This is a genomic window from Campylobacter sp. (genome assembly GCF_020024835.1).
Taxonomy (GTDB): Bacteria; Campylobacterota; Campylobacteria; order Campylobacterales; family Campylobacteraceae; genus Campylobacter_D.
Window position 1 is genome coordinate 1 of the sequence record NZ_JAHHTD010000020.1, and the last position, 25,364, is coordinate 25,364.

The 25,364-nt window shown below is 27.5% G+C and carries 28 protein-coding genes; 16 read left to right on the forward strand and 12 right to left on the reverse strand.

Annotated features, from left to right (window positions below; genetic code table 11):
* Positions 1–529: molybdopterin adenylyltransferase (mog, locus tag QZ429_RS04555; protein ID WP_291951741.1), on the forward strand; the 529-nt coding region annotated here is incomplete at its 5' end.
* 99 nt (positions 530–628) lie between these two features.
* Here the strand turns inward: mog and htpG are convergent.
* Genes htpG through QZ429_RS04595 form a run of 8 tightly spaced genes read right to left on the reverse strand, consistent with a single transcriptional unit; the run spans position 629 to position 7,625 of the window.
* Positions 629–2,464 carry a molecular chaperone HtpG gene (gene htpG / locus QZ429_RS04560; protein WP_291951744.1) on the reverse strand — a complete coding sequence of 612 codons (1,836 nt, stop codon included), beginning with the start codon at positions 2,462–2,464 and terminating at the stop codon, positions 629–631.
* Between the two features lie 10 nt (positions 2,465–2,474).
* Complete coding sequence (crcB, locus tag QZ429_RS04565) at positions 2,475–2,843, reverse strand: fluoride efflux transporter CrcB (RefSeq protein ID WP_291951747.1); 369 nt, start codon at positions 2,841–2,843, stop codon at positions 2,475–2,477.
* The gene (locus QZ429_RS04570; protein WP_291951750.1) at positions 2,840–3,529 is read right to left on the reverse strand and encodes a lysophospholipid acyltransferase family protein; all 690 of its coding nucleotides are present in this window, start codon (positions 3,527–3,529) and stop codon (positions 2,840–2,842) included. The genes crcB and QZ429_RS04570 overlap by 4 nt, the downstream gene beginning before the upstream one ends.
* Entirely contained in the window at positions 3,507–4,709 is a 1,203-nt protein-coding gene (locus QZ429_RS04575) for a hypothetical protein (RefSeq protein ID WP_291951752.1), read from the reverse strand. The genes QZ429_RS04570 and QZ429_RS04575 overlap by 23 nt, the downstream gene beginning before the upstream one ends.
* Entirely contained in the window at positions 4,706–5,353 is a 648-nt protein-coding gene (gene purQ, locus QZ429_RS04580) for a phosphoribosylformylglycinamidine synthase subunit PurQ (protein WP_291951755.1), read from the reverse strand. The genes QZ429_RS04575 and purQ overlap by 4 nt, the downstream gene beginning before the upstream one ends.
* The gene (gene purS, locus QZ429_RS04585) at positions 5,350–5,586 is read right to left on the reverse strand and encodes a phosphoribosylformylglycinamidine synthase subunit PurS (RefSeq protein ID WP_291951758.1); all 237 of its coding nucleotides are present in this window, start codon (positions 5,584–5,586) and stop codon (positions 5,350–5,352) included. The genes purQ and purS overlap by 4 nt, the downstream gene beginning before the upstream one ends.
* Positions 5,587–5,594: 8 nt before the next feature.
* Complete coding sequence (gene purC / locus QZ429_RS04590; RefSeq protein WP_291951812.1) at positions 5,595–6,305, reverse strand: phosphoribosylaminoimidazolesuccinocarboxamide synthase; 711 nt, start codon at positions 6,303–6,305, stop codon at positions 5,595–5,597.
* Positions 6,306–6,311: 6 nt separating this feature from the next.
* Positions 6,312–7,625 carry a S41 family peptidase gene (locus tag QZ429_RS04595; RefSeq protein ID WP_291951761.1) on the reverse strand — a complete coding sequence of 438 codons (1,314 nt, stop codon included), beginning with the start codon at positions 7,623–7,625 and terminating at the stop codon, positions 6,312–6,314.
* Between the two features lie 185 nt (positions 7,626–7,810).
* Between QZ429_RS04595 and QZ429_RS04600 the strand changes: the two genes are divergently transcribed.
* The 5 genes from QZ429_RS04600 to QZ429_RS04620 all read left to right on the forward strand — a co-directional run bounded on the left by QZ429_RS04600 (position 7,811) and on the right by QZ429_RS04620 (position 14,639).
* Positions 7,811–10,393, forward strand: coding sequence for an AAA family ATPase (locus QZ429_RS04600; protein WP_291951764.1), 2,583 nt, complete (start codon positions 7,811–7,813; stop codon positions 10,391–10,393).
* A gap of 166 nt (positions 10,394–10,559) precedes the next feature.
* On the forward strand, positions 10,560–11,684 hold the full coding sequence (locus tag QZ429_RS04605) for a hydrogenase small subunit (protein ID WP_291951815.1): 1,125 nt from the start codon (positions 10,560–10,562) through the stop codon (positions 11,682–11,684).
* A 2-nt stretch (positions 11,685–11,686) separates the two neighbouring features.
* On the forward strand, positions 11,687–13,402 hold the full coding sequence (locus tag QZ429_RS04610) for a nickel-dependent hydrogenase large subunit (protein WP_291951767.1): 1,716 nt from the start codon (positions 11,687–11,689) through the stop codon (positions 13,400–13,402).
* Between the two features lie 14 nt (positions 13,403–13,416).
* Positions 13,417–14,109: a Ni/Fe-hydrogenase, b-type cytochrome subunit gene (cybH, locus tag QZ429_RS04615; protein ID WP_291951770.1), complete on the forward strand. Its 693-nt coding sequence runs from the start codon at positions 13,417–13,419 to the stop codon at positions 14,107–14,109.
* Positions 14,106–14,639 (forward strand): HyaD/HybD family hydrogenase maturation endopeptidase, encoded by a 534-nt coding sequence (locus QZ429_RS04620; protein ID WP_291951772.1) that lies wholly within the window; start codon positions 14,106–14,108, stop codon positions 14,637–14,639. The genes cybH and QZ429_RS04620 overlap by 4 nt, the downstream gene beginning before the upstream one ends.
* Before the next feature lie 29 nt (positions 14,640–14,668).
* Here QZ429_RS04620 and QZ429_RS04625 read toward each other — a convergent pair whose 3' ends face one another.
* Positions 14,669–15,091: a PepSY-like domain-containing protein gene (locus QZ429_RS04625; RefSeq protein ID WP_291951774.1), complete on the reverse strand. Its 423-nt coding sequence runs from the start codon at positions 15,089–15,091 to the stop codon at positions 14,669–14,671.
* Between the two features lie 129 nt (positions 15,092–15,220).
* On the opposite strand from QZ429_RS04625, the gene gltX reads away from it, so the two are divergent.
* Genes gltX through QZ429_RS04640 form a run of 3 tightly spaced genes read left to right on the forward strand, consistent with a single transcriptional unit; the run spans position 15,221 to position 18,444 of the window.
* Positions 15,221–16,516, forward strand: coding sequence for a glutamate--tRNA ligase (gltX, locus tag QZ429_RS04630; RefSeq protein WP_291951776.1), 1,296 nt, complete (start codon positions 15,221–15,223; stop codon positions 16,514–16,516).
* A 2-nt stretch (positions 16,517–16,518) separates the two neighbouring features.
* Complete coding sequence (locus QZ429_RS04635) at positions 16,519–16,806, forward strand: YggT family protein (RefSeq protein WP_291951779.1); 288 nt, start codon at positions 16,519–16,521, stop codon at positions 16,804–16,806.
* Entirely contained in the window at positions 16,807–18,444 is a 1,638-nt protein-coding gene (locus tag QZ429_RS04640) for a lytic transglycosylase domain-containing protein (protein ID WP_291951782.1), read from the forward strand.
* Here QZ429_RS04640 and QZ429_RS04645 read toward each other — a convergent pair.
* Positions 18,341–18,826, reverse strand: a complete 486-nt coding sequence (locus QZ429_RS04645) for a hypothetical protein (protein WP_291951784.1) — start codon at positions 18,824–18,826, stop codon at positions 18,341–18,343. The two genes, QZ429_RS04640 and QZ429_RS04645, sit on opposite strands and share 104 nt — an antisense overlap.
* Before the next feature lie 80 nt (positions 18,827–18,906).
* Here QZ429_RS04645 and mobB point away from each other — a divergent pair, with 80 nt between their 5' ends.
* The 5 genes from mobB to QZ429_RS04670 are packed head-to-tail and all read left to right on the forward strand — an operon-like array spanning position 18,907 to position 23,279.
* Entirely contained in the window at positions 18,907–19,386 is a 480-nt protein-coding gene (gene mobB / locus QZ429_RS04650) for a molybdopterin-guanine dinucleotide biosynthesis protein B (protein ID WP_291951787.1), read from the forward strand.
* A gap of 9 nt (positions 19,387–19,395) precedes the next feature.
* Complete coding sequence (locus QZ429_RS04655; RefSeq protein WP_291951790.1) at positions 19,396–20,244, forward strand: class 1 fructose-bisphosphatase; 849 nt, start codon at positions 19,396–19,398, stop codon at positions 20,242–20,244.
* On the forward strand, positions 20,244–20,438 hold the full coding sequence (locus tag QZ429_RS04660; protein WP_291951792.1) for a hypothetical protein: 195 nt from the start codon (positions 20,244–20,246) through the stop codon (positions 20,436–20,438). The genes QZ429_RS04655 and QZ429_RS04660 overlap by 1 nt, the downstream gene beginning before the upstream one ends.
* 14 nt (positions 20,439–20,452) lie before the next feature.
* Positions 20,453–22,336, forward strand: a complete 1,884-nt coding sequence (gene metG, locus QZ429_RS04665; RefSeq protein ID WP_291951795.1) for a methionine--tRNA ligase — start codon at positions 20,453–20,455, stop codon at positions 22,334–22,336.
* A gap of 1 nt (position 22,337) precedes the next feature.
* On the forward strand, positions 22,338–23,279 hold the full coding sequence (locus tag QZ429_RS04670) for a hypothetical protein (protein ID WP_291951798.1): 942 nt from the start codon (positions 22,338–22,340) through the stop codon (positions 23,277–23,279).
* A gap of 61 nt (positions 23,280–23,340) precedes the next feature.
* Here QZ429_RS04670 and QZ429_RS04675 read toward each other — a convergent pair whose 3' ends face one another.
* Positions 23,341–23,913, reverse strand: a complete 573-nt coding sequence (locus QZ429_RS04675) for a YceI family protein (RefSeq protein ID WP_291951801.1) — start codon at positions 23,911–23,913, stop codon at positions 23,341–23,343.
* 63 nt (positions 23,914–23,976) lie between these two features.
* Complete coding sequence (gene queC / locus QZ429_RS04680) at positions 23,977–24,642, reverse strand: 7-cyano-7-deazaguanine synthase QueC (protein ID WP_291951803.1); 666 nt, start codon at positions 24,640–24,642, stop codon at positions 23,977–23,979.
* A 56-nt stretch (positions 24,643–24,698) separates the two neighbouring features.
* Between queC and ybeY the strand changes: the two genes are divergently transcribed.
* Positions 24,699–25,112, forward strand: coding sequence for an rRNA maturation RNase YbeY (gene ybeY, locus QZ429_RS04685; RefSeq protein WP_291951806.1), 414 nt, complete (start codon positions 24,699–24,701; stop codon positions 25,110–25,112).
* A gap of 2 nt (positions 25,113–25,114) precedes the next feature.
* The coding region (locus tag QZ429_RS04690; RefSeq protein WP_291951809.1) for a hypothetical protein at positions 25,115–25,364 on the forward strand (250 nt) is incomplete at its 3' end.

A 25,364-nucleotide genomic window follows, 5' to 3' on the forward strand; every position in this document is an offset into this window, starting at 1 on the left:
GGTAAAAATAGGGATATTAGTGCTTTCAGATAGAGCTAGTAGTGGTGTTTATAAGGATAAATCAGGAGTTGAAATTGAAAAAATATTAAATGATTATATTCATAATGAAAAGAAATTTTATTATGAGTTGATTCCTGATGAATATCATTTGATTGTTGAAAAGTTAATATATTTAGTAGATGAAGTAAAATGCGATTTAGTTTTTACTACTGGTGGAACAGGTCCTGCATTACGAGATGTTACCCCAGAAGCAACTGAAGCAGTTTGTGATAAAATGCTTCCTGGTTTTGGTGAATTAATGAGATTAAAAAGTTTAGAATATGTTCCAACAGCGATACTTTCTAGGCAAAGTGCAGGAATTAGAAAAAAATCCTTAATTATTAATTTACCAGGAAATCCTAAAGCAATTAAAGAATGTATAGATCCTATCTTTCCTGCTATACCTTATTGTGTAGATTTAATAGGTGGAGCTTATATAGAAAATAATGAAGAAAAAATTTCAGTTTTTAGACCTAAAACCAAGTCTTAAGTTATAGTTTGATTTTAGTTTTATGATAAAAATACTATTTATGTATCAGATTCATAATGCTATATTTTAAATACAGCATTATGAATTTAAATTTATTTTTTATTTGCTTGCGCTTAGAGCTTTTGATATGATTGTATTTAGTGCTTCGTTGAAATTACTAGGATTATCAATGCCCATACCTTCACTCAACTTTGCCATATTTAAGAGTATATGAGCTACTTGAGTAGTTAGATTATCATTGTTTTTAAGAGCTATTAGTATTTCGTGATTTGGATTGATTTCTAATATAGGTTTTATTTGTTGTTCTTGCCCCATCTGCTTAAGAATTTGTTGCATAGCAAAATCAGGTTTATTTTGATCATATACAATACAACTTGGACTTTGAGATAGTCTTTGACTTAGCTTTACTTCTTCGATTTCATCTTTTAATACTTCTTTAATTTTGATGAGTAATGGAGCAAATTCAGCCTTTTGTTCTTCGCTCACTTCTTCATTTGCTAAATGATTAATAGCACTAAATTTTAATCCTTCAAATTCATTCATCATCGGCATTACTATGGTGTCAATTTCTTCATCTAATAATAAAACATTGATATTTTTTTGTTTATAGCTTTCTAAAAGAGGAGAATTTCTTAAAATTTTTTCATTCTTACCAGTTATGTAAAAAATTTCTTTTTGTCCTTCTGAAAGATTTTCTTTATACTCTTGTAGATCTATTAAGTCTTCTTTGTTTGAATTCTTAAAATATAAAAGTTTAGCGATTGCATCTTTATTTTCACCAAATCCATACAATCCTTCTTTTAAGACTTTCCCAAAATTTTCCCAAAATTTTAAGTAATTTTCTTTATCTTTTTCTTTAAATTTTTTAAGTTCAGCTAGAATTTTTTTAACACTTGCTTCTTGAACACTTTTTAAAATTTTATTTTCTTGTAAGATTTCACGACTTACATTTAATGGTAAATCTTCAACATCAATAATACCACGCACAAATCTTAAATAAGTTGGCAATAATTCTTTATCATCATCACTTATAAATACACGTTTTACATAAAGCTTTAAACCACTTTTATAATCTACTCTATATAAATCAAATGGAGCTTGCGAAGGGATAAAAAATAAAGAATTGTATTCTATAGAACCTTCTGCTTTAGTGTGAATATATAAAATAGGTTTATTGCTATCATGAAAATTTTGTTCATAAAATTTTTCATAATCATCTGCTTTTAAATTTGCTTTATTTTGTCTCCATAGGGCACTAGCAGTATTAATTTGAGTATTTCTTAATTCTTTTTTAGGTTCTTTTTCACCTTCTTCTAAAGGTAAAATTTCCTCTTTTTCCATAAAAATTGGAAATTGAATATGATTTGAATATTTTTCGATTATACTTTCTAAACGATAAGAATTTAAAAATTCTTCATCTTTTAAGTGTAAAATAATAGTAGTGCCTTGCTCTTTTTTATCTGACTCTTCGATTTCATATCCATTCGCATCAGAAGTCCAAAGATAAGCTTTATCATCTAATGCTTTTTTACTTAAAACTTCAATTTTATCAGCCACCATAAATGCTGAATAAAATCCAACGCCAAATTGACCTATTAATTGAGAATCTTTTTTTGCATCACCACTTAAATTTTCTAAAAAACTTTTTGTGCCACTTTTTGCAATAGTACCTAGATTGTTGATTAAATCTTCTTTATTCATACCAATGCCATTATCACTAATACTTAAAGTTTTTGCTTCTTGATTGAAATGAATTTGAATTTTAGGTTCAAATTTTAGCTTTTTATAAGTATCATCACTAACACTTAAATAACTTAATTTATCCAATGCATCACTTGCATTAGAAATGAGCTCTCTTAGAAAAATTTCTTTGTTTGAATACAAAGAATGAATCATTAATTGTAAAAGTTGATTAACTTCAGTTTGAAATTGCATTTTATATCCTTTATTTAAAAATTAAACATCCAAGCCATACTGCTAAAAGGCAAAGACTTAAATGAGAAATGAGATTTATAATGAGGTGAAAATAGTTTTCACTCTGTAAAAATAGCAAATTTTCATAAGAAAAAGCTGAAAAAGTTGTAAAAGCTCCTAAAAATCCTGTGCTTAAAAAACTTTTTAATAAGATATTTAATCCTTTTGAATTTATATATGAAAAAAGCATACCCATTAAAAAAGAGCCAATAATATTTACCATCAAAGTTCCATAGGCAAAATTGTGTGGAAGTAATTTATTAAATACGCTAGTTGTTAAAACTCTAGCTATAGCACCAAAAAAACCACCAAATCCCACTGCTAAAATAGTATATATCATATTTTTTTTCTTTGATCATCAAGTGTTTTTTGCATAATATTTCTCGCTTCTTCTAGCCAATTTTTTTTATTTGTATCAATTAAGTCTAAAAAAATAACCTTTAATTTTCCACTTTTAGCACAAAAAGTTTTTGTATCTAAAATTTTAGCAGAATCAACAATAACTACCGGCTGGACCTTTAAATTTAATTTATCACTTAGAACTTTTGCACCGATTTTAAATTTTAAAAGTTGCTGAGTATTTGATCTTGTTCCTTCTGGAAAAATTGCTAAAATTCTACCTTCATCTAATCTTTGTTTTGCTTCTTTTAAAAGCTTAATTAAGCCTTTAGGATTTCTATCTATACAAATAATCTTTGGTTTTTTTATAATAGTTTTAAAGATAGGAATTTCGCCAAGCTCTTTTTTTGCTATCCAAGAAATATTTTTAGAACTTAAATCTTCTAAAGCTATTATATCAAGCAAGCTTTGATGATTGATTAAAAGTAAGTTAGCTTGAGGATGAAGCGTGCCAATGGAGATTATTTTATAGTTAATAATATGTTTTTGTATTTTTGCCCAGTATTTTCTTAATTTCCATATTTTTTCTTGAGAACTAAATATTAGAAAAAAGATACATAAAATTATGATAGAAAGAATAAATTCTATCCAAAAAAATAAAGCTTTAATTCTTTGCCAAATCTTCATTTTTAACCCATCCTATTTTTCCATTGTTGAGTAAAATTTTTCTATAATGTTCTCTTTTATCAAGTACTTCAACTTCTTGAATTTGCTCTCCTGAATAAAAATATGTAGAATTTAGTGTTGGTAAAATTTGAATTTTACTTTGTGCTTTTAGAAAAGTTTTATATATGCTATGATGAGATAAAAAACTTGCTATTAGAGTTAAAATTGCCAATCCTAAGGCAATATAACTTTTTTTAAATATAAACCATATTGCAAAAATAAAACAAAAAGACCATAAAATAATTTGTTTATAAAAATTAAAATTATTAGTTTTAGGATTTAGATCGCTTTGGGTGCTTATACTATCTTCTTTAAGCTCTATTTTTAATGAAAATTCTTGTAATTCTTTTTTTGTTGTATTAAAATATGAAAAATCAAATTTAGATTTATTTTTATCTAATATAGCATAATAAAAAGCACTTTGTTTTGAAAAATTTCCTTTAATTGCTTCAACGCCTTGTTTTGAAATACTTTTTATTTCAAAACCTTCAAGGTTGGTATTTTCACCGATAAGTTCGATAAATAAGATCATAGTTTCATTATCAAAATTATTTGCTCTGACTTGCTTTACTTTTAAATTTGAAGCAACTATATGCGAATATTTATTTACTGGAGCTTCTATTTTTTCTAGATTGATAGGTTTTATAATCAAAGAAGAATTTTGTATGATTTTATCATTTCTACTAAGCCATATAATGATTTTATCCAAGGTTGCATTTAGACTTTTAGCTTGGAACCATAAAGTAGTGCTATATGAGTTAGCTTTTTGTTGCCAAATTGGATTAGGGTTGATCCAAAGCATATCATCACTTTTTTCAAAACTTATATTTAAATCAAAATTTAGATTAGTTGAAGTGATCACTTCTAAATCTATAGGAAAAATTTCATCTACATAAACCTTTTGTTGATATTCCTTAGCATTTAAAACTAATGAAGTTTGCGGTATATCTTCTTTGACAATTTTTGTTTCATAATCATATTCATCACTTGGTGTAATAGTATTATAAAGCTGTTTTGCTTGATCACTAAGTGAGTTAAAGTTTTTTTCTAAAGTATCATAATTATCAAACACACTATTTTCTTGTGCATAGCTACTAAGTGCTAAAAGTAAAATAAAGAAAAATCTTAAAGATTTTATCAATTTAAGAATCCTTGAAGCAATTTAAGTCCTATGTCAGAACCTAATATCTTATCACACATTCTTTCAGGGTGGGGCATAAGACCAAATACTTTTTTGTTTTCATCACAAATTCCAGCTATATCATTAAGTGATCCATTGGGATTATCGATATATCTTAGCAAAATTAAATTTTTATCTTCAAGTTTTTTTAAGCCATCAGAAGTATTAAAATAATTTCCCTCTCCGTGAGCTATAGGTAGTTCTATAACATCATTTTTTTTGAAATTTTTTAAGAAAGTATTGTCATTAGAAACTACTCGTAATTTTTGCATTTTAGAAATAAAATTTAAATTATTGTTATGTTTCATAGCGCCACTTAATAATCCTAATTCTAAAAGAATTTGAAATCCATTGCATATACCAAGCACATAAGCACCTTTTTTAATATGCTCTTGGAGCGTCTTCATAGCTGGTGCTAATTTAGCTATAGCTGCACATCTTAAATAATCTCCATATGAGAATCCACCTGGAATAACAATTAAATCCGCACTAAAATCTTGTCTTTCGTGCCAGATAATTTCAGCTTGAATTCCTAATTTCTCAAAAGCAAAGTGTGTATCAAACTCACAATTTGTTCCAGGAAAACGAATGATTGCTACTTTCATATAATTATCTCGTAATCTTCTATGATAGTATTAGCAAGTAAGTTTTTGCACATAATATCAGTTTGTTTTAAAACTTCATTTTTATTATCTTCGTTAATGTTAAAAGTAATTTGTTTTGAAGTTTTAACATCAGAGATATTGTCAAAATTTAAAGAATGCAAAGCTTTTTCTATAGCTTTACCTTGAGGGTCTAGTATGCCATTTTTTAAAGTAATATTTACAACAACTTTCATATTTTATCCTAGCTTAAAATTCTTTTTAGCACTTCTTCATAAGCCATTTTTACATTTCCAAGATCTTGTCTAAAACGATCTTTATCTAATTTTTCATTAGTATTGCTATCCCAAAATCTACAACTATCAGGGCTAATTTCATCAGCTAAAATTATATTTCCATCACGATCAATTCCAAATTCTATTTTAAAATCAATGAGTTTTAGATTCTTAGAAATGAAGAAATTAACTAAAATAGTATTAATTTGTCTTGCTATTTTTTTGATAAGTTCTAAATCTTTTTCATTTTTTACTAAATTTAAAATTAAACAATGCTCATCATTAATAATAGGATCTTCTAATTTATCATTTTTATAACAAAATTCTATCACTGAAAATGGTAAAATTGTTCCTTCTTTAATACCTAGTCTTTTTGTAAGCGATCCAGTTGCAACATTTCTTACGACAACTTCAATAGGAATAATTTGGCATTTTTTTACTACTTGTTCTTTTTCGCTAATAGTTTCAACTAAATGTGTTTTAATACCTTCTTTTTCTAAAATATGAAAGATTTCAGTACTAATTTTACAATTTAACGCACCTTTTCCCGCTTCACTACCTTTTTTTTCAGCATTAAAAGCAGTAAGGTCATCTTTAAATTCTGTGATGAGAAGATTGTCATCATCAGTATTAAACATTTTTTTACCTTTTCCTTCATAGAGAAGATTTAATTTTTGTATCATAACTTACTCTCCTTTTGTGATATTTAAAATTTTAATAGCATCTATTGCTGTTTTTAACTGAATATCGTTATTGATTTGTTCTTTATTGATGATATTTTTATCTTCTTTATTTTCTTTTTTATTTTCATCACTTATTTTATCAAGTTCGGCTTGTAAATGTTTTTTTAAATCAGCTTCTTTGATTTCAAAGCCATGATTTTCCTCTTTATTAACTTTCCCAGGAAAGACTTCTATATCAGGATTAACTCCAATTGCTTGAATAGTTCTACCACTTGGAAGATAATATTTTGCGATAGTAAGTCTAAGACCTTCTTTGCCTTTTTCGTCCATAGGTAAAATAAGTTGAACACTTCCTTTTCCAAAAGTTTTTTCACCAATTATAATAGCACGTTTAAAATCTTGTAATGCACCACTTACAATTTCGCTCGCACTTGCACTACCACCATTTACAAGCACTACTAAGGGTGCATCAGATATTTTTTTATTTGGAATAGCTTTAAAATCAATATTTTCATTTTCAACTTTTCCTTTTTGAGAAACAATTACACCTTTATCAACAAAAAGATTTACTAGTCCCACTGCTTGATTTAAAATTCCTCCAGGGTTTGTTCTAAGATCTAATATAATTCCTTTAATTTTAGGGTGTTTTTTTATAGCTTCGCTAACTTCACTGACAACATTTTTATCAAAATTAGTAACTCTAATATAGAGTAGATCTTCATTTTCTATAATTTTACTATAAACACTATCAACTTTTATAATATCTCTTTTAAGATTTACATCAAATGGTTTGCTTTCCCCTTTCCTATAAATGGTCAAAACAACTTTTGTTTTAGGTTCTCCTCGCATTTTTGAAACAGCTTCATTTAGTGTCATTCCTAATGTTGATTCATTATTAATTCTTAAGATAATATCATTTGTTTTTATACCTGCTTTATCAGCAGGGCTATTTTCAATTGGTGCTACAACACTAATTGCTCCATCTTTTTGAGTTATAGTAAAGCCCAATCCTCCAAATTCTCCATTTGTTTGTTCTTTTAATTCTTTATATTCTTTGTCATTTAAAAAAGATGAATGTGCATCTAGATTAGCTAATAATCCAGCAATTGATTTATCTACTAAATCTGTGTAGTTTATATCATCAACGTAGTATTGTTCTATGATAGACATAGTTCTTGTTAGCTTTGATAAAGCTTCAATTTTCTTTTCAGTTTCATTTTGCGGGGTATTTTTAGCTTGTAAATTTGTAAAAATAAACGAGGCAGTAAGCAAGCTACATAAACTTGCTGCAATGATAATATTTCTTTTCGTTTTCAAAGAAAGCTCCAAATTATAGATGTTTAAAATAAATGTATAATTTTAGTAATTTTTTCTTAAAATATTGTAAATACCTGCAATATTTATAGTCATTATAAAATAATATTAATCAAAGTAGCTAAATAAATTTGACAATAATAGACTAAAGTTATATAATGCAACTTACATTAAAGGGAGGATTTGATATGGCAAATATACAAGATTTTTTAACTGACGCTATGGTGCTAAATATCGAAAGTGCATTATCGTTGGCTATACATAGTAAAAATAGTGAGGTTAAGCCTTTGCATTTGCTATGGGCTTTAAATGTGGATAGTTCTAGTTTGTTAAATCAAGTGTTTAATAAATTAAATATTTCCAAGGAAGCTGTAGAATTAGAGATTAAGAGTAAAATTTCAAAATTACCAACTAGTTCAAATGTCAATAAAGACAATATTAAATTTTCTAATGAATTTATAAATTCGTTAGAAAAAGCTAAAGGTCTAGCTCTACAAAATGGTGATAGCTATCTTGCTGTTGATATATGGTTGGTTTCAGAAAGTAATTATGGTGATATTAAAGATGTATTGATTAAATTTGTAGATTTAAATGAATTTAGAAAAGAATTAGAATACATACGTGCTGGCAGTAAAATTGATAATAAAACAAGTGATGAGACGCTAGATTCTTTATCAAAATTTGGTATTGATTTGACACAAAAAGCAGCAAATGGAGAGCTTGATCCTGTGATAGGAAGAGAAGAAGAAATTCAGCGTTTGATGCAAATTTTGATTAGAAAGACAAAAAATAATCCTATTTTACTTGGTGAACCAGGTGTGGGAAAAACGGCTGTAGTCGAAGCTTTAGCACAAAGAATTGTTAAAAATGATGTTCCAACTACTTTGCAAAATAAGAAACTTGTAGCACTTGATATGAGTGCTTTAATAGCTGGAGCAAAATATAGAGGAGAATTTGAAGATAGATTAAAAGCTGTTGTAAAAGAAGTGATTAAACATAAGAATATAATTTTATTTATAGATGAAATTCATACTATAGTAGGAGCTGGTGCAAGTGAAGGTAGTATGGACGCAGCAAATATATTAAAACCAGCTTTAGCAAGAGGAGAACTTCATACTATAGGAGCTACAACTTTAAAAGAATATAGAAAATATTTTGAAAAAGATGCTGCCTTGCAAAGGAGATTTCAACCAATACAAGTAAATGAACCTACTATAAATGAAGCTTTAGCTATGTTGCGAGGTGTAAAAGAAAAACTTGAAATTCATCACAATGTTACTATTAACGATAGCGCTTTAATAGCAGCTGTTAAATTGTCTAAGCGTTATATTGCTAATAGATTTTTGCCAGATAAGGCAATTGATTTAATAGATGAGGCAGCAGCTGAGCTTAAAATGCAAATAGAAAGTGAGCCTAATTCTTTAAGAAGAGTAAGAAAGGAGATAGAGAGTTTAGAAGTAGAAAATGAAGCTTTAAAAATGGAAAATAATGAAGCTAATTTCAAGAGACTAGATGAAATTAAAAAAGAATTATCAAATTTAAAAGAAGAACAAACTAAGCTTAATTTGCAATTTGAAAATGAAAAAAATGTATTTAATAAAATTAGTCAAAAGAAAAAAGAGATTGATGATTTAAAAAATGAAGCAATTTTTGCTAAAAATAAGGGTGATTTTCAAAAAGCAGCTGAAGTTGAATATGGAAAAATTCCAGAATGTTACAAAGAGGTGGTGGCTTTAGAAGATAAATGGAAACAAATGACTAAAGAAGGTGTTTTGTTAAAAAATCAAGTAGATGAGGATTTAGTAGCTGGAATTTTAAGCAAATGGACAGGCATTAGTGTGCAGAAAATGCTTACTTCTGAAAAGCAAAAATTCCTACATATACAAGATTATTTAAAAGAAAATGTTATAGGACAAGATGAGGCTTTAAATGCTTTAGCTAAGGCTATAAAACGCAATAAAGCAGGGCTTAATCAAGCAAATAAACCTATAGGAAGTTTTTTATTTTTAGGACCAACTGGTGTAGGTAAAACAGAAAGTGCTAAAGCATTAGCTAGATTTTTATTTGATGATGAAAAAGCTATGATACGTTTTGATATGAGTGAATTTATGGAAAAACATAGCGTATCAAGACTTTTGGGAGCTCCTCCAGGATATATCGGGCATGAAGAAGGTGGTGAATTAACAGAAGCTGTGCGTAGAAAGCCTTATAGTGTGATTTTATTTGACGAAGTGGAAAAAGCTCATAAAGACGTCTTTAATATACTTTTAGGGATTTTAGATGATGGAAGAGCTACTGATAGTAAAGGGGTTGTAGTAAATTTTACTAATACTATTATCATACTCACATCAAATATAGGTGCAGATTTGATTATCACTTTAAAAGGACAAGAAAGGGATAATGCGTTAAAAATTGCTTTAAAAGAATTTTTTAGACCTGAATTCTTAAATCGTTTAGATGATATTATTACTTTTAATCCATTGGGTATAAAAGAAGCTGAAACAATAGTAAAACTTTTATTTAAATCTTTACAAAAAAATCTTGAAAATAGAGGTATTAAGGCACATTTAAGTGCAGAAGCTGCCAAATTTATAGCTCAAATTGGATTTGATGCGGATTTTGGCGCTAGACCATTAAAACGTGCTTTGTATGATTTAGTTGAAGATAAATTAAGCGATATGATTTTAGCTGATGAGTTAAATGAAAATGATGAAATAACTATAGATGTAGATAATAGTAAGCTTAATATTGTAAAAAATAAGCAAGTATAATCTTGCTTATTTGTTGTATTTACAATATTTTATCAATGTTAAATCTTGTAAATTATAGGGTAATATTTATTAATATTTTAATATTTTTATAAATTCTTAAAATTTATTATCTTACAATCTATATAGATATTTTTTATTTTAAGGAAAACAAGTGAGTGATTTAGACATTTTTAATCGCCGTTTAGACGAGTTAGAAAAGTTTCCTCTCTTAAAAAATGGGATTTCCATATCTAAAGCTTTGGAGCAGTCTGGTTTTTCAAGAAGAGATTTTATGAAGTGGGCTAGTGCTATGACAGCCTTTTTAGCTTTGCCTGCTAGTTTTGTTCCTGTTGTCGCAAGAGCAGCAGAGTTAAGCGATAGACTTCCTGTGGTTTGGCTTCATATGGCAGAATGCACAGGGTGTTCTGAGAGTTTATTAAGAAGTGATGCGCCAAGTATTGATAGTTTAATTTTTGATCATATTTCTTTAGAATATCATGAAACTATTATGGGTGCTGCAGGTTGGCAAGCTGAACATAATCTTCAATCAGCTATGGAGAAATATAAGGGTAGATATATTTTGATGGTTGAGGGTGGAATTCCAACTGGAAATACAGAAAATTTTTTAACCATAGGACCACATGGTAAGACAGGTAAGCAAATTGCTTTAGAAGCCTGTAATAATGCTTTAGCTATTTTTGCTATAGGAACGTGTTCGTCTTTTGGTGGTGTTCAAGCAGCATATCCTAACCCTAGTAATGCAGTTAGTTTAAGTAAGGTTACAAAAAAAGCAGTAATTAATGTTCCTGGTTGCCCACCTAGTGAAAAAAATATAGTAGGTAATGTAATACACTACATATTATATCAAACATTACCTGCACTTGATGCGTATAATCGTCCAAAATGGGCTTATGGATTTAGAATTCACGATCTTTGCGAGAGAAGAGGGCATTTTGATGCAGGTGAATTTGTGCAGCAATTTGGTGATGAGGGTGCAAAAAAAGGATATTGTTTATACAAGGTTGGCTGTAAAGGACCATATACGTTTAATAATTGCTCAAGAGAGAGATTTAATCAGCATACTTCTTGGCCTGTGCAAGCAGGACACGGGTGTATAGGTTGTTCAGAGCCTGATTTTTGGGATAAAATGGGACCTTTTGAAGATGTTATGGCTGGAAGGTTATTTGATACAGTTTATGGTTTAGGAGCTGATAGTATTTCAGATAAAATTGGTATAGGAGTGTTGTGTGTAACTGGTGTTGCAGTTGCTGCTCATGCTGTTATTGCCTCATTGGAAAAAAATAAGGATTAAGAATGTCGAAAAAAATTATTATAGATCCACTTACTAGGATAGAAGGACATTTAAGAATTGAAGTGGTCGTAGATGAAAATAATGTCATTAAAGAGGCATATTCAGGTTCGACTTTATGGAGAGGTTTAGAGACAATTTTAAAAGGTAGAGACCCTAGAGATGCAGGTTTTTTAACTCAAAGAATTTGTGGAGTTTGCACATTTTCACATTATAGAGCAGGGATTATGGCTGTGGAAAATGCTTTAGGAATTACTCCTCCATTGAATGCAATATTAACTAGAAGTTTAATGAATGCAGCATTATATATGCACGATCATCCAGTGCATTTTTATCAATTGCATGGTTTAGATTTTGTTGATGTTGTAAGCGCTTTAAGTGCTGATGTAAAAAAAGCAAGCGATGAAGCCTTTAAATATACAGATGTCCCTTATGCTACTGGTGCAGATAAACTTTTAGAAGTGCAACAAAGAGTGAAAGCTTTTGTAGATAAGGGTAATCTTGGTCCATTTGCAAATGCTTATTATGGGCATCCGACTTATCGTTTTACTCCAGAGCAAAATTTGATCGCATTATCTCATTATTTAGAATGTTTGAGAATTCAAAGAGTTATTGCTCAAGCTATGGCTATATTTGGAGCTAAAAATCCTCATCCGCAAAGTTTAACCGTTGGTGGAGTAACTTGTGTTATGGATCTTTTAAATCCATCTAGAATGGCTGAATATATGATAAAATTCCAAGAAGCAGCTGATTTTATAAATCGTGCTTATTATCCAGATTTAATTATGGCTGCTAAAGTTTATTCTAAAGAAGCAAGTGTGTTAAATGATGTAGGTGTAAATAATTTTTATGCAGAAAAAGAATTTCAAATCTCTAAAAACGAGTGGTTATTTGAAGGTGGAATTATTAAAAATGGCAATTTAAATAAAGTTGAAGATATTGATGAAGAAAAAATTACCGAAGAAGCTACAAGATCTTGGTATGCTGATAATGAGCCACTTCATCCTTACGATGGTAAGACAAATCCAAATTATACAGGATTAATAGACGGAGAGAGCATTGATGATAAAGGAAATAATGTCCATAGCAAGGTATTTAATACAAAAGGTAAATATAGTTGGATTAAAGCTCCAAGATATGAAAATTTACCAATGCAAGTTGGTCCATTAGCTAATATTTTAGTTAATTATGCAAAGGGTAATAAAATAGTAGTAGAGGCAACTGATGCCTTTTTAAAAGTTACAGGCTTACCGCTTAGTGCATTAATGAGTACCTTGGGTAGGACTGGTGCAAGAGCTATTGAAGCAAAAATTATTGCTGATAATGGTTTAAGAGTTTTTAATTCTTTAGTTGAAAATTTAAAATCAGATGAAAGTACTTGCACTACTTATGTTATTGATAAAAATAAAGAGTATAAAGGTAGATTTATGGGCAGTGCTCCACGCGGTGCATTGAGTCATTGGTGTAGAATTAAAAATGGTGTTATTGAAAATTGGCAAGCTGTTGTTCCTTCTACTTGGAATGCAAGTCCTAAAGATGCTAATGGGATAGGTGGAAGTTATGAACAATGTCTTATTGGTACAAAACTAGCTGATGTTAAACAACCTTTAGAAGTGATCAGAGCGATACACTCTTATGATCCTTGTATTGCTTGTGCGGTGCACGTAATGGATACTAAAGGTAATAATCTTAGCGAGTATAAAGTAAATGTAAATTTATAAGGAAAGGATTTAGCATGGAATCTAAACATTCCTTAAAATTAATTAGGAAAGCAGATTATGAACTTAGTATAGGTTTTCGTTTTACGCATTGGTTGAGAGCTTTTGCAATTGTTATTTTAGTGGGAACTGGATATTATATTTCTTATGTATTTCAGTCTCCTTCTATATCATCAGAACCGGTTTTATTTATGCAAGCAAAATATCGTATGATACATCAAATTTTTGGTTTTATATTGATTGCTTGTATAATTTTTAAAACATATTTATTCTTTTTTGATGCTAAAAGTTTTGGTGAAAGAAAAAGTATTAAAGATATGTTTGATGTTAAATTATGGGTTGAACAAATTAAATTTTATATTTTTTTAGGTAAGCATCCAAGATTGCAAGGGGTTTATAATCCTTTGCAATTTGTAACTTATCTTTTGTTTTACTTTGTTATATGTGGAATCATTTTAACAGGATTGATTCTTTATATGAATGTTTATCACGAGGGTTTTGGTGGATTTTTATATGGTATTTTAAAGCCAGTTGAAGAGATGTTAGGTGGTTTAGCTAATGTTAGAACCTACCATAGAATTTTAATGTGGATCGTGTTGATTTTTATTCCAATTCATATTTATATGGCTGTATTTAATGCAGTTAAAGGTAAAGATGGTGCTTTAGACGCTATCTTTAGTGGTTATAAATTTATAAGAGAAAATCATTGAAGATTTTAATTTTAGGAATTGGAAATATTATGTTTGCAGATGAAGGCTTAGGCGTTCATCTTTGCAAACTTTTAGAGAAGAATTATGATTTTTATCATGATATAGATAGTGTCGATTTTGTCGATGGTGGAACTTTGGCATTGCAATTAAGTCATATTATTGCTAAATATGATGAAATGGTAGTGATTGATTGTATTGCTGCTGATGATGCACAAGTAGGGGATATCTTTTTCTTTCCTTATGAATCTATGCCAAAAAAGGTTAATTGGAGTGGTAGTGCTCATGAGGTAGAAATGCTTCAAACTTTGCAATATATGGAGTTAATGGGCGATCTTCCTAAGACTAGAATTTTAGCTTGTGTTCCTAAGCGTATAGAGCCGTTGAGTTTTGAACTTTCTTGTGAAGTTTTATTATCTTTAAATAAAATGGAAAAAATTTTAATAGATTTCCTTGTCGATAAGGGTTTTATTTGTAAAAAAATTGCAGATTATGAGATCGAAAATCTTGCACTAAAATCATATAAAATTTGACACTAAGCTTTAAAAAAGCTTAGTTGCATTTAATCATCTAGTTTTTGTCCTAAGAAATTTCCATTAGTATCTGTATAAATTTCTGTCATATTATTTAACTTAAACTTAAATCCTTGAATTTCTTTTTCTACTTTAATAACACTCGTATTTGGATGCATTTTTTTAATCGTCTTTAGAATATTTGGATTTAAAAAAGATGTATCAATAGGTCTATATTTTGCATCAATTTCTTTCCAATCACCATTAGTAAAGAATTCAAGCTCAGTGCCATTGTCTAAATATACGTCAAAACCATCTACATCTTGTTTTATAAGTGCAATATTAGTATTTGAAAAATATTGTTTTATAAATGTTTTTGAATTTTTTGGAAGAGCATCTATTCCTACAACCATATCTTTTGCAAAAGTAATACTTGCTAACGCTAAAGCTGCTAAAGCTAATTTTATTTTCATTTTAAATCCTTTTAATGTAATTTGATTTGAAAATCATAGTTTATTAGAGTGAATTTTTTGTGAAATTAAAAAATAGTAAGTATTTCATAGTATAATTTTAGAAAAAACTTATCTATAAAAGGAAAATTAATGTATAGGTTTGCACCTTCACCTACTGGGGATATGCATATTGGAAATTTAAGGGCAGCTTTATTTAATTATATTAAATCAAAGCAAGATAATATCGATTTTATTTTACGTATAGAAGATACAGATAATGCTAGAAATATAGTAGGTAAAGAGGAGGAAATTAAAGATATCTTAATTAAATTTGGTATTACTTGGCAGCATTATTATATTCAAAGTGAAAATTTAAAATTTCATCGTCAAATGGCTTTGAAATTGGTAAGTGAAAAAAAAGCTTTTGCTTGTTTTTGCACAGAAGATGATTTGGCAAAGAAAAAAGAAATTGCTAAATCAAAAAATCAAGCTTATAGATATGATGGAAGATGTGAAAAATTAAATGATATTGATGTATTAAATTGTGAAAAACCATTTGTTGTGAGATTAAAAAAACCACATAAAGAAATGAAATTTGTAGATTTTATTAAAGGAGAAATTGTTTTTAATCCAGCAGATATAGATAGTTTTGTCATTATGCGAACTGATAAAACTCCAACGTATAATTTTGCTTGTGCAGTAGATGATATGCTAGAAGGTGTTACTTGTATTATTAGAGGTGAAGATCACGTTTCAAATACACCTAAACAAGAGCATATTAGAGCAAGTTTAGGTTATGAAAAACATATGACCTATGCCCATTTACCCATAATTTTAAATGAAGAAGGCGTTAAGATGAGTAAAAGGGAGGCACACTCTAGTGTTAAGTGGATGCTTGATAATGGCTATTTAGCTAGTGCAATTGCTAATTATCTTATATTACTAGGTAATAAAACTCCTAAGGAAATTTTTACATTAGATGAGGCTATTGAGTGGTTTGATTTAAAAAAAATATCTAAGTCTCCTGCTAGGTTTGATCTTAAGCGTTTAATGCAGATTAATCGTGAGCATATAAAAATGTTAAGTGATGATGAATTAAATAAATATTTGCAATTTGACAAAAATGTAGCACAATTAGCTAAATTTTACACACAAGAGAGCAGTACTTTAAATGAGATTAAAGATAAAATTCAAGCTATTTTTTCTCCTAAAGACTATGAAGAATTTGCAAACGAATGTAATCTTATAAAAAATACTTTGATAAACCAAGAATTACCTATAGATTATGAAACATTTAAAAAATATCTTATGGAAAAAACGCATTTAAAAGGAAAGAATTTTTTTATGCCATTGCGTTTAGTTTTAACAGGTGTAAAACATGGTCCAGAATTAAGTGATTTATATGTATTAATTAGACCTTTTATACAAGAAATTATAAGGAAGTAAAAATGGATATTGGTTCAAGTTTAATTATCTCTTTAGTTCAAGTATTTTCACTCATTGTTGATATTTATGTTTGGATTATAATTATCTCTGCTTTAATTTCGTGGGTTAATCCAGATCCTAATAATTTCATAGTGCAAATTTTATATCGCTTAAGTGAGCCAGCATATTCTTTTGTAAGAAGATTTATTCCTACTACAATAGGAAGTATAGATTTAGCTCCATTAATCATTATTTTATTACTTAAGTTTATACAGATATTTTTATCAAATTTAATTTTAGGAAGTTTATAAGTGTTTAAAAAAAGTTTAATAATATTTACTCTGAGTGTTGTTTTTGCAAATTGCACTCAGTATTCATATAAAGAATTAGAACAAAAGCCAAATTCATTAGCAAAAGATTATTATTTATATCGTTTATTAGAATCTAATAAGATTAAAAAAAATGATCTTGAGAGTTTAAAAAATCATATTTATCGTTATGCAGGTCGTATAAAAACTGCAATGGAAGCTATAATTCCACCATTAGGATACAATAAAGAATACGAGCTTTGCTATAAGTTTAATACGCAAAATATATTAGATGCAAATTTAACATGTCAATTGGTGAGATTAAATAGTTTAACTTTTATACAAGATTTAAATTCTACTACCAAAGAATTGATAAAAAAAAATATTCCATCTGAAAATGTAAAATTATTAAGATTATTAGATGCATTTGATTCTACAGATCCCTTAAATTATGCAATTTCAAATTATGATAGTTCAAATTTTTATAGAATTTATGAATTTGATAAAAATCAAAAAGATTTTTATCTTGAAAAAGAATTTGCAAATGAATTAGCCTTAGAAAAAGAATTTACAAATTTTGTAAAAGAAATTATTATTAAGAAAAAAAATCCTTTAATACGAAAATCTTTGATTAATATTGATGCAAATTTAACATATCAAGATAATGCATTTTATCTTGGAATAAATGCTATTTTAGAAGGTGATGATAAAAAAGCATTAGAATTTTTTAAGGTTGCAAAGAATACATTTGAAAGTAAAAATTTAATTGATAATGCAACTTTTTGGCTTTATCAATTGAGTAAAGATGAGCAATATCTTGAAGAATTATCTAAAAGTAATTCTTTAAATATTTATAGTCTTTATGCAAAAGAATTAAAGCAACAACCTATACATAAAATTGAAATTCTTAATCCTAAAAAAGAAAAAAATAATTTTAATATGAAAGATCCTTTCGCATGGCAAGAACTTTCTAAAAAAATTAATAATATGCCAATAAAAGATTTAGCAAAAATGGCAAAAGAATTTTATACTAAAGAGAATATAGCAATTTATGCTTATATACAAGAAAGAGTAGATGGCTTTAGTAAAAATTATTTTATAATGCCATATTTTAATTTTTTAAAAGATTATGATGTTAAAAGACAAGCTATGATATTGGCACTTGCTAGACAAGAAAGTCGTTTTATACCAACAGCAATTTCTACATCTTATGCTTTAGGATTGATGCAATTTATACCATTTTTAGCAAATCATATTGGAAATAAAGAACTTCAAATTGAAAATTTTGATCAAGATATGTTGTTTGATCCAAAAATAGCATATCAGTTTGCAAATCATCATTTAGATTATCTTGAATCAAAATTAAATTCTCCAGTTTTTGTTGCTTATGCTTATAATGGAGGTATAGGTTTTACAACTAGGATGTTAAAAAGAGATGATATGTTTAAAAATGGAAAATATGAACCATTTTTATCTATGGAGCTAGTGCCGTATGCTGAAAGCAGGAATTATGCAAAAAAAGTTTTAGCCAATTATGTTATTTATCTACATCTTCTGAACGATAATACACCGATTTCGAAGTTTTTTGAAAATTTGATTCAAAACACTGATTTTCAAAACAAGAATTTAGCTGTAAAATAGCTTTATTTACTGATTCATTGAGAGTGATTTTGTAATAATTTGCATAATCGCTTTTGATGATGTATTTAAATAATTCGTCTTTTTCATCTAAAATTTCAAGTTGTGTTTTTTTACCATCAATTAATATAGAAATATCTTTAAAATTTAAATTTATACCAGGTAGTAAGCTTAGAACAAAAATTTCTTTCTTGGTTTTTTGATCTAAAACAGGGTTTAAATAGCTAATTACTGCTACAACTCTTGAATTTTTATAATTAAAATTTATTTTTTGTGCATACATTAAAGTTTGACTTTTTAAATTTATTAAGCTTTGTTTTTGAGTTTTATTACTACAAGAGACAAAAATAAATATTGACAAAAACATAAATAATATTTTTTTCATTTTTATCCTTAATTTTTTTATAATTATAAGCTTTTAACTTTTAAAAAGATATAATTGTTATTATTTTCTAAAGGAAAATTATGAAAAGATTAGCTATGGCATTTAGTGGTCCTTCAAATTCGGGTAAAACTACGCTTATTACAAAAGTTGCTAATTATTTTATAGATCAAAAATTTAAAGTGTGTATTATAAAACACGATCCAGGAGATAAAGCTTGTTTTGATAATGCAAAAAAAGATAGCTTTAAATTTTTTCAAAGTGGGGCAGATGTGATGGTTTTAAGCCCAACTAGAACAACATTATTTAAACACACTTGCAGTGATTTAGATGAAGCTATTAAAATGCTTGAAGATTTTGATTTTTTATTTATAGAAGGGTTAAAAACTTTACCTATGCCAAGAATTAGTGTTTTTTGTAAGGATATAGATGAAGAATATTTTGACTATTCTAATGCAATTGCAAGTTATAAAAAAATTTGTCATAAAAATACCACTTGGCTTAATTTAGACGATTTAGAAGGTATTTGTGATTTTATATTAAAAAATTCTAAGAAAGTTTGAGGAAAAATAATGCAAGATATTATTCAAAATATACAAAAAGCTGTAATAGAAATTTCACAAGAATTAAGGTATTTAAAAGATTTTGATTATACTACTTCACAAAATGCAACAGGTGATACACAACTTAAACTTGATGTAAAAAGCGATGAAATAATTACAAAATTTTTAAAACAAGCAAAAGGTGTAAAAAGCCTAATTAGTGAAGAAAAACAAGAACAAGTCATACTTAGTGAAAATGAAAAATATGTAATTGCATATGATCCTTTAGATGGTTCTTCTTTAGTTGATGTAAATTTTTCGATAGGTTCTATTTTTGCTATTTATGAAAATGAAGCTCAAGCAAAGCAACTAAGAGCATCAATTTATGCTGTTTATGGAGTTCGCTTAGAGCTTGTTGTGTGTATAGAAGTGCCAAAACTATATAGACTTAATCAAAACAATGAATTTGTTTTTGTAAAAGATTTGATTTTAAATGAAAAAGGAAAAATTAATGCTAGTGGTGGGACGCAAAAAAATTGGTCTAATATCCATAAAAACTTTATAAAATCATTGTTTGATGAGGGATATCGCTTGAGGTATTCTGGTGCTATGGTGAGTGATTTACATCAAATTTTATTAAAAGGTGGAGGGTTGTTTTCTTATCCTTCTACGAGTGATGCACCTAATGGTAAATTAAGAGCTTATTTTGAAGTTTTCCCTTTTGCGTTTATTTTTGAAAAAGCAAATGGCCTTTCTAGTGATGGAATGAATAATTCTTTATTGGATTTAAAATTTGAAAAAATACACGCTAGTACCCCGTGTTTTCTAGGTTCAAAATATGAAATTGAAAAGTTAAAACAAGCATATAAGGGTTTTTAATGTCTAAAGTAAAAGATGAATTTGAACAAGCATTAGAGCTTAAAAAAAAAGAGTTATGTTCTTGTCAAATTCATAAAAATTTAAAATCTTGCTTATCTTGTTCCATTGTTTTTGAATGTGCTTTAAGAAAAGAATATGTTGAAGCAGTTTATAAAAGTATGTCTAAAGGTAAGGAAGGTGGTTTTGAATTTTAATAAGAGAGGTTTAAATGCGTTATATTACTACTCCTATATATTATGTAAATGATGTTGCACATATAGGTCATGCTTATACTACTATTATAGCTGATGTTTTTGCGAGATTTTATCGTTTAAAAGGTCATAAAACTTATTTTTTGACAGGTACTGATGAGCATGGGCAGAAAATCGAACAATCAGCTCAATTAAAAAAAATTATGCCTAAAGAATATGTAGATGAAATAAGTGCTAATTTTAAAGACCTTTGGGATGAATTTGAAATTTCTTATGACCAATTTATAAGAACTACAAGTGAAAATCATAAATTAAGTGTTCAAAAAGCTTTCCAAAAAATGTTTGATAAAGGTGATATTTACAAAGGAAATTATGAAGGTTTTTATTGTGTATCCTGTGAGAGTTATTTTACTCAAACTCAACTTATAAATGGGTGCAATTGTCCTGATTGTGGTAAAAAAACAGAGCTTTTAAAAGAAGAAAGCTATTTTTTTAAATTATCAAAGTATCAAGATAAAATTTTGCAGTGGTATAAAGAACAAGATCCAATCATACCAAAAAACAAAGCTAATGAATTGATTAATTTTGTTGAAAGTGGATTAAAAGACCTTTCAATTACTCGAACTAGTTTTGAATGGGGTATAAAACTACCAAAAGAATTAAACGACAATAAACACGTCATTTATGTGTGGCTTGATGCTCTTATGAATTATATTAGTGCTTTAGGTTATGGTATTGATGAAGAAAAAATGTATTTTTGGCCAGCTCATATACATTTTGTAGGTAAAGATATTTTACGTTTTCATGCAGTATATTGGCCTGCTTTTTTGATGAGTTTAGATCTTCCGCTACCAAGGTTTATAGCAGCACATGGTTGGTGGACAAAAGATGGGGAAAAAATGAGTAAATCAAAAGGAAATGTTATATCTCCAAAAGAAGTAGCAAATACCTTTGGTTTAGAAAGTTTTAGATATTTTTTGTTAAGAGAAATTCCTTTTGGTAATGATGGTGATTTTAGTGAAAAAGCTTTAATTGCAAGAATCAATGCAGAATTAAGCAATGAATTAGGAAATTTATTAAATAGAATTATTGGAATGAGTGCAAAATACTCTAATAATATAATTAAATCAGAAAATGTAATGGAATTTTTTACCGAAGAATTAAAAGAGTGCAGGGCGTATATAGAAAATGCTATAAATACTTTAGAAAATATACAACCTAATCGATTTTTAGAAGAACTTTTTAAAGCTTTATCTTTAGCAAATTTGAGTATTAGTAAGTATGAGCCTTGGAATTTAATTAAAAATCAAGAGATTAAAAAGGCAAATGCGTTGGTTGCATTATGTGCAAATATTTTATCTAAAGTTGCAATTTTGCTTTCTGTGGTTATGCCAAAAACTTCAAACAAGATAGCCAAAGCTATGAATTTTGAAATTTCTACTTCAAGTTATCAAGAATTAATTAAACAAAATAAAATTATAGACTTTCATACAAAAACTTGTGAAGTTTTATTTCCTAAAATTGAATTTAAACAAGAGTTAGATAAAAACGAGAATGATAAAGTATCAGATTTAACTCAAATTAAAATTGATGATTTTAAAAAAATTGAGATTAAAGTTGCCTTAGTTAAAATGTGTGAAAGGATAGAAGGTAGCGATAAACTTTTAAAATTTCAAGTTGAACTTGAAAATGGTGAGTTAAGACAAATTCTTTCTGGTATTGCTAAATTTTATAATGCAGAAGAATTAATTGGTAAGCAAGTTTGTGTAATTACTAATCTTAAAAAAGCTAAGATTTTTGGATATGAGAGTCAAGGTATGATTTTAAGCGCACAAAAGGGCGATAAACTTGTTTTAATTACACCGCAAAATTTTATTGAAAATGGTGCATTAATAGGCTAATATGAATATTTCTAATTTTTGTGAATTAATTAATGCAGAAATTATAAATTATGGTGCCACTTCTAGTGTATATGATTTTTGTATTGATATAAAAAAAGTTAAACAAGCAAGTGTTTTTTTTGCTAAAAATCAAGAACAGATAGATTATGCTATAAAAGCAGGGGCTTATGTTATAGTTTTTGAGGAATATTTAGAGATTAAAGATAAAGAGATTTTTTATCTTAAAGTTTCTAGTTTAAAAGAGACTATTTTAAGATTTTTTAGATTTTTAGCTCAAGAAAAATCGTATAAATTTTTGCATTGTTCTAGTATAGAAATCCAATTTGCTAAGGCTTTTGGCTTTAAAATTTTGTATGGAGATATTTTTTTAGATTTTGATAATTTAAAAAATTCTAAAAATGATACTTTATTTTGTTCATACAGCAAAGAATATGTTTTAAAATTAACTTCAAATTATCTTTCTTTGCAGCAGCATTCTTATGAATTGCTTGGTAAAAGATCGTTATTTTATACAAGTTTGCTTTGTAAAAATTTATATTTTAAGGATTTAAAATTTGCATTCTTTTATGCAAGCATTTTTGCTAATTTTATTTATTTTATAGAAGAATACAAACTTCCATTTTCCTTTAATGATAAAAAATTAGAATTACTTAAAATATATTTTTTAGATAATAAAAATGAAATTTGTCATTTTGGAGCAAGTTCTAGGGTTATATTTTTAGTAGAAGATGAGAAGCATTTTGAATTTATCACGCAGCAAGTTAAAAATTTAAAAGATTTTAAAATAGCTTTGAAAAATTCTTTATTTTGTGATTTTTCATATACTAATTTAGAAAATTTGAAGACTTTTTTTGATTTTAAGTATTGTTTTATTTGTGATAACAACGAAGATTTTTTAAATGTTTTTTCATCAAAATCTCAAAATCTCTCTTTATTTGATTAAAATAAAAATGATTTTAAATTCTAAAGATAAATTTACAAGCTTTTAAGCTTGTAAAAGTTAGTTATTTTTCATTCATTTCAACTTCTATATTAATTTGAATTTCATCAGAAAGTGATGTAGTAGATGTATTTGGTGCAAATTTAAAGTCACTTCTTTTTATCTTTCCTTGTAAGTTAAATCCAGCTTTTTCTTTTCCTTTGTCTGTTTTGATAACTCCACCAATTTCTGTATCTAAAATAATTTCTTTTGAAACCCCTGCGATATTTAATTTTCCATACATTTTACCTTTTTCATTAGATATTTTTTCATATTTACTCATAATAAAAGTCATTTCTGGATATACTTTTGCATTAAAAAAGTCATTTTGTAATAAATGCGCATCTCTTGTTTTATTTTCTGTATTTATCGAAGCAATATTTATTTTTGCGTCCAATTTATTAAATTTCATTTCTTTATCGTCAAAATTAATTTCAGCATTGTAAGTTTTAAAATTTCCATTTACATTGCTAATTTGTAAATGTTTAATTTTAAATCCAATATTAGAATGAGCTTGATCTATAACAAATTCTTTTGCTAAAGATACACTGCTTAAAATGCTTGCAAGAGCTAATGAGCTAAGTAGTATTTTTTTCATTGTGTTTCCTTGATAATTTATTTACTTTAATTATATAAATTAAGGTAAATAAAGAATAATTTTTTAAATATAATCTATCATATCTTTTATTTTGGCTTGTTTAAACCCTTTTAATCTTAATATACAACTATCACACTTTCCACAAGCTTTATCTTCTCTTTCATAACAAGACCATGTATATTGCAAGGCAACATTTTCTTTAACAGCTAATGCCACAATTTGAGCTTTACTTAGATCAATCAAAGGAGTTTTTAATTGAGTTTTAAAATTTTTACTAGTTCCGCTATTTATAAAATTATTTGCATTTTTTATAAAATTTTTAGAACAATCAGGATACCCACTGCTATCTTCTTGGACAACACCTATGAATATGCTTTCACATTTTTCTTTTTCAGCAATAGCACCTGCAATAGAAAGAAAAATACCATTTCTAAAAGGCACGTAGGTGTTTGGAAGGTCGCTTTCTTGAAATTTATCTTTTGGAATATTTAAATTTACATCTGTTAAAGAATTTCCTCCTATGTCTGCTATAAATGAAACATTTAAAATATATTTATTTGCAATTTTTAATTCTTTACAAATTTTTTCAAAACATTCTTTTTCTTTGTGCATAGTTCTTTGATTGTAATCAAAATGCAAAGCAATTATTTCATAACCTTCTTTTTTCGCTAAGTATGCACAAAGAGTGCTATCCATTCCTCCGCTTATTATACATAAGGCTTTTTTCATATGCTTTCCTTTGAAATTTTTGATACAATTGAAATTATAAAATTAAAAGGATAATAATGGTTTTTTGCGAAGAAGAGATTGATATTTCCTTTCTAGAAAAAATTGCTACAAATATGAGTGATATGAATGTAGAGCTTGTTTTTGTAGATAAAATTATGATGCATCAAATTAATTTAGAACAAAGAAAAATAGATAAAACTACTGATGTGCTCTCTTTTCCTTTAGAAAAGAATTTTCATAATTTATTGGGTTCTATTGTGATTAATATTGATGAAGTTAGAAGCAAAGCTTTGGAATTTAAGCATTCTGAAGATGAAGAAATAGCATTGTTGTTTATTCATGGTATGCTTCATTTATTAGGTTATGATCACGAAGTAGATCAAGGACAAATGAGAAAAAAAGAGAAAGAAATAATTGATTTTTTTAATCTTCCACAAAGTCTTATTATCAGAACACAAGAAGGAGAATGAAAATGTTTAAGAAAGTAATTGCAAATTTTGTTTTATGTGCAAGTGTTTTAGCTTATGAAGAAGATGTTTTTAATGTGCAAATGTTAAAAGCAAAAAGGCTCAATATTTCTTTGTATGATTCGCAAAAAAGTAATACAAGTTATGGTTTTATAGAAGATAACAATAGCAGTTATGGTTTTTTAGGCAATGTCAATAAAAATGGATATTTGGTAGATGTTGATAATTATGGTTCTTGTTTGATAAAAAATATTA

Bases quoted from the DNA above. Each gene is read 5' to 3' on its own strand.
- htpG (WP_291951744.1), bottom strand. From the start codon at position 2,464: ATGCAATTTCAAACTGAAGTTAATCAACTTTTACAATTAATGATTCAT.
- crcB (WP_291951747.1), bottom strand. From the start codon at position 2,843: ATGATATATACTATTTTAGCAGTGGGATTTGGTGGTTTTTTTGGTGCT.
- QZ429_RS04570 (WP_291951750.1), bottom strand. From the start codon at position 3,529: ATGAAGATTTGGCAAAGAATTAAAGCTTTATTTTTTTGGATAGAATTT.
- purQ (WP_291951755.1), bottom strand. From the start codon at position 5,353: ATGAAAGTAGCAATCATTCGTTTTCCTGGAACAAATTGTGAGTTTGAT.
- purS (WP_291951758.1), bottom strand. From the start codon at position 5,586: ATGAAAGTTGTTGTAAATATTACTTTAAAAAATGGCATACTAGACCCT.
- QZ429_RS04600 (WP_291951764.1), top strand. From the start codon at position 7,811: ATGGCAAATATACAAGATTTTTTAACTGACGCTATGGTGCTAAATATC.
- QZ429_RS04610 (WP_291951767.1), top strand. From the start codon at position 11,687: ATGTCGAAAAAAATTATTATAGATCCACTTACTAGGATAGAAGGACAT.
- cybH (WP_291951770.1), top strand. From the start codon at position 13,417: ATGGAATCTAAACATTCCTTAAAATTAATTAGGAAAGCAGATTATGAA.
- QZ429_RS04625 (WP_291951774.1), bottom strand. From the start codon at position 15,091: ATGAAAATAAAATTAGCTTTAGCAGCTTTAGCGTTAGCAAGTATTACT.
- gltX (WP_291951776.1), top strand. From the start codon at position 15,221: ATGTATAGGTTTGCACCTTCACCTACTGGGGATATGCATATTGGAAAT.
- QZ429_RS04635 (WP_291951779.1), top strand. From the start codon at position 16,519: ATGGATATTGGTTCAAGTTTAATTATCTCTTTAGTTCAAGTATTTTCA.
- QZ429_RS04645 (WP_291951784.1), bottom strand. From the start codon at position 18,826: ATGAAAAAAATATTATTTATGTTTTTGTCAATATTTATTTTTGTCTCT.
- mobB (WP_291951787.1), top strand. From the start codon at position 18,907: ATGAAAAGATTAGCTATGGCATTTAGTGGTCCTTCAAATTCGGGTAAA.
- QZ429_RS04655 (WP_291951790.1), top strand. From the start codon at position 19,396: ATGCAAGATATTATTCAAAATATACAAAAAGCTGTAATAGAAATTTCA.
- QZ429_RS04660 (WP_291951792.1), top strand. From the start codon at position 20,244: ATGTCTAAAGTAAAAGATGAATTTGAACAAGCATTAGAGCTTAAAAAA.
- metG (WP_291951795.1), top strand. From the start codon at position 20,453: ATGCGTTATATTACTACTCCTATATATTATGTAAATGATGTTGCACAT.
- QZ429_RS04670 (WP_291951798.1), top strand. From the start codon at position 22,338: ATGAATATTTCTAATTTTTGTGAATTAATTAATGCAGAAATTATAAAT.
- QZ429_RS04675 (WP_291951801.1), bottom strand. From the start codon at position 23,913: ATGAAAAAAATACTACTTAGCTCATTAGCTCTTGCAAGCATTTTAAGC.
- queC (WP_291951803.1), bottom strand. From the start codon at position 24,642: ATGAAAAAAGCCTTATGTATAATAAGCGGAGGAATGGATAGCACTCTT.
- ybeY (WP_291951806.1), top strand. From the start codon at position 24,699: ATGGTTTTTTGCGAAGAAGAGATTGATATTTCCTTTCTAGAAAAAATT.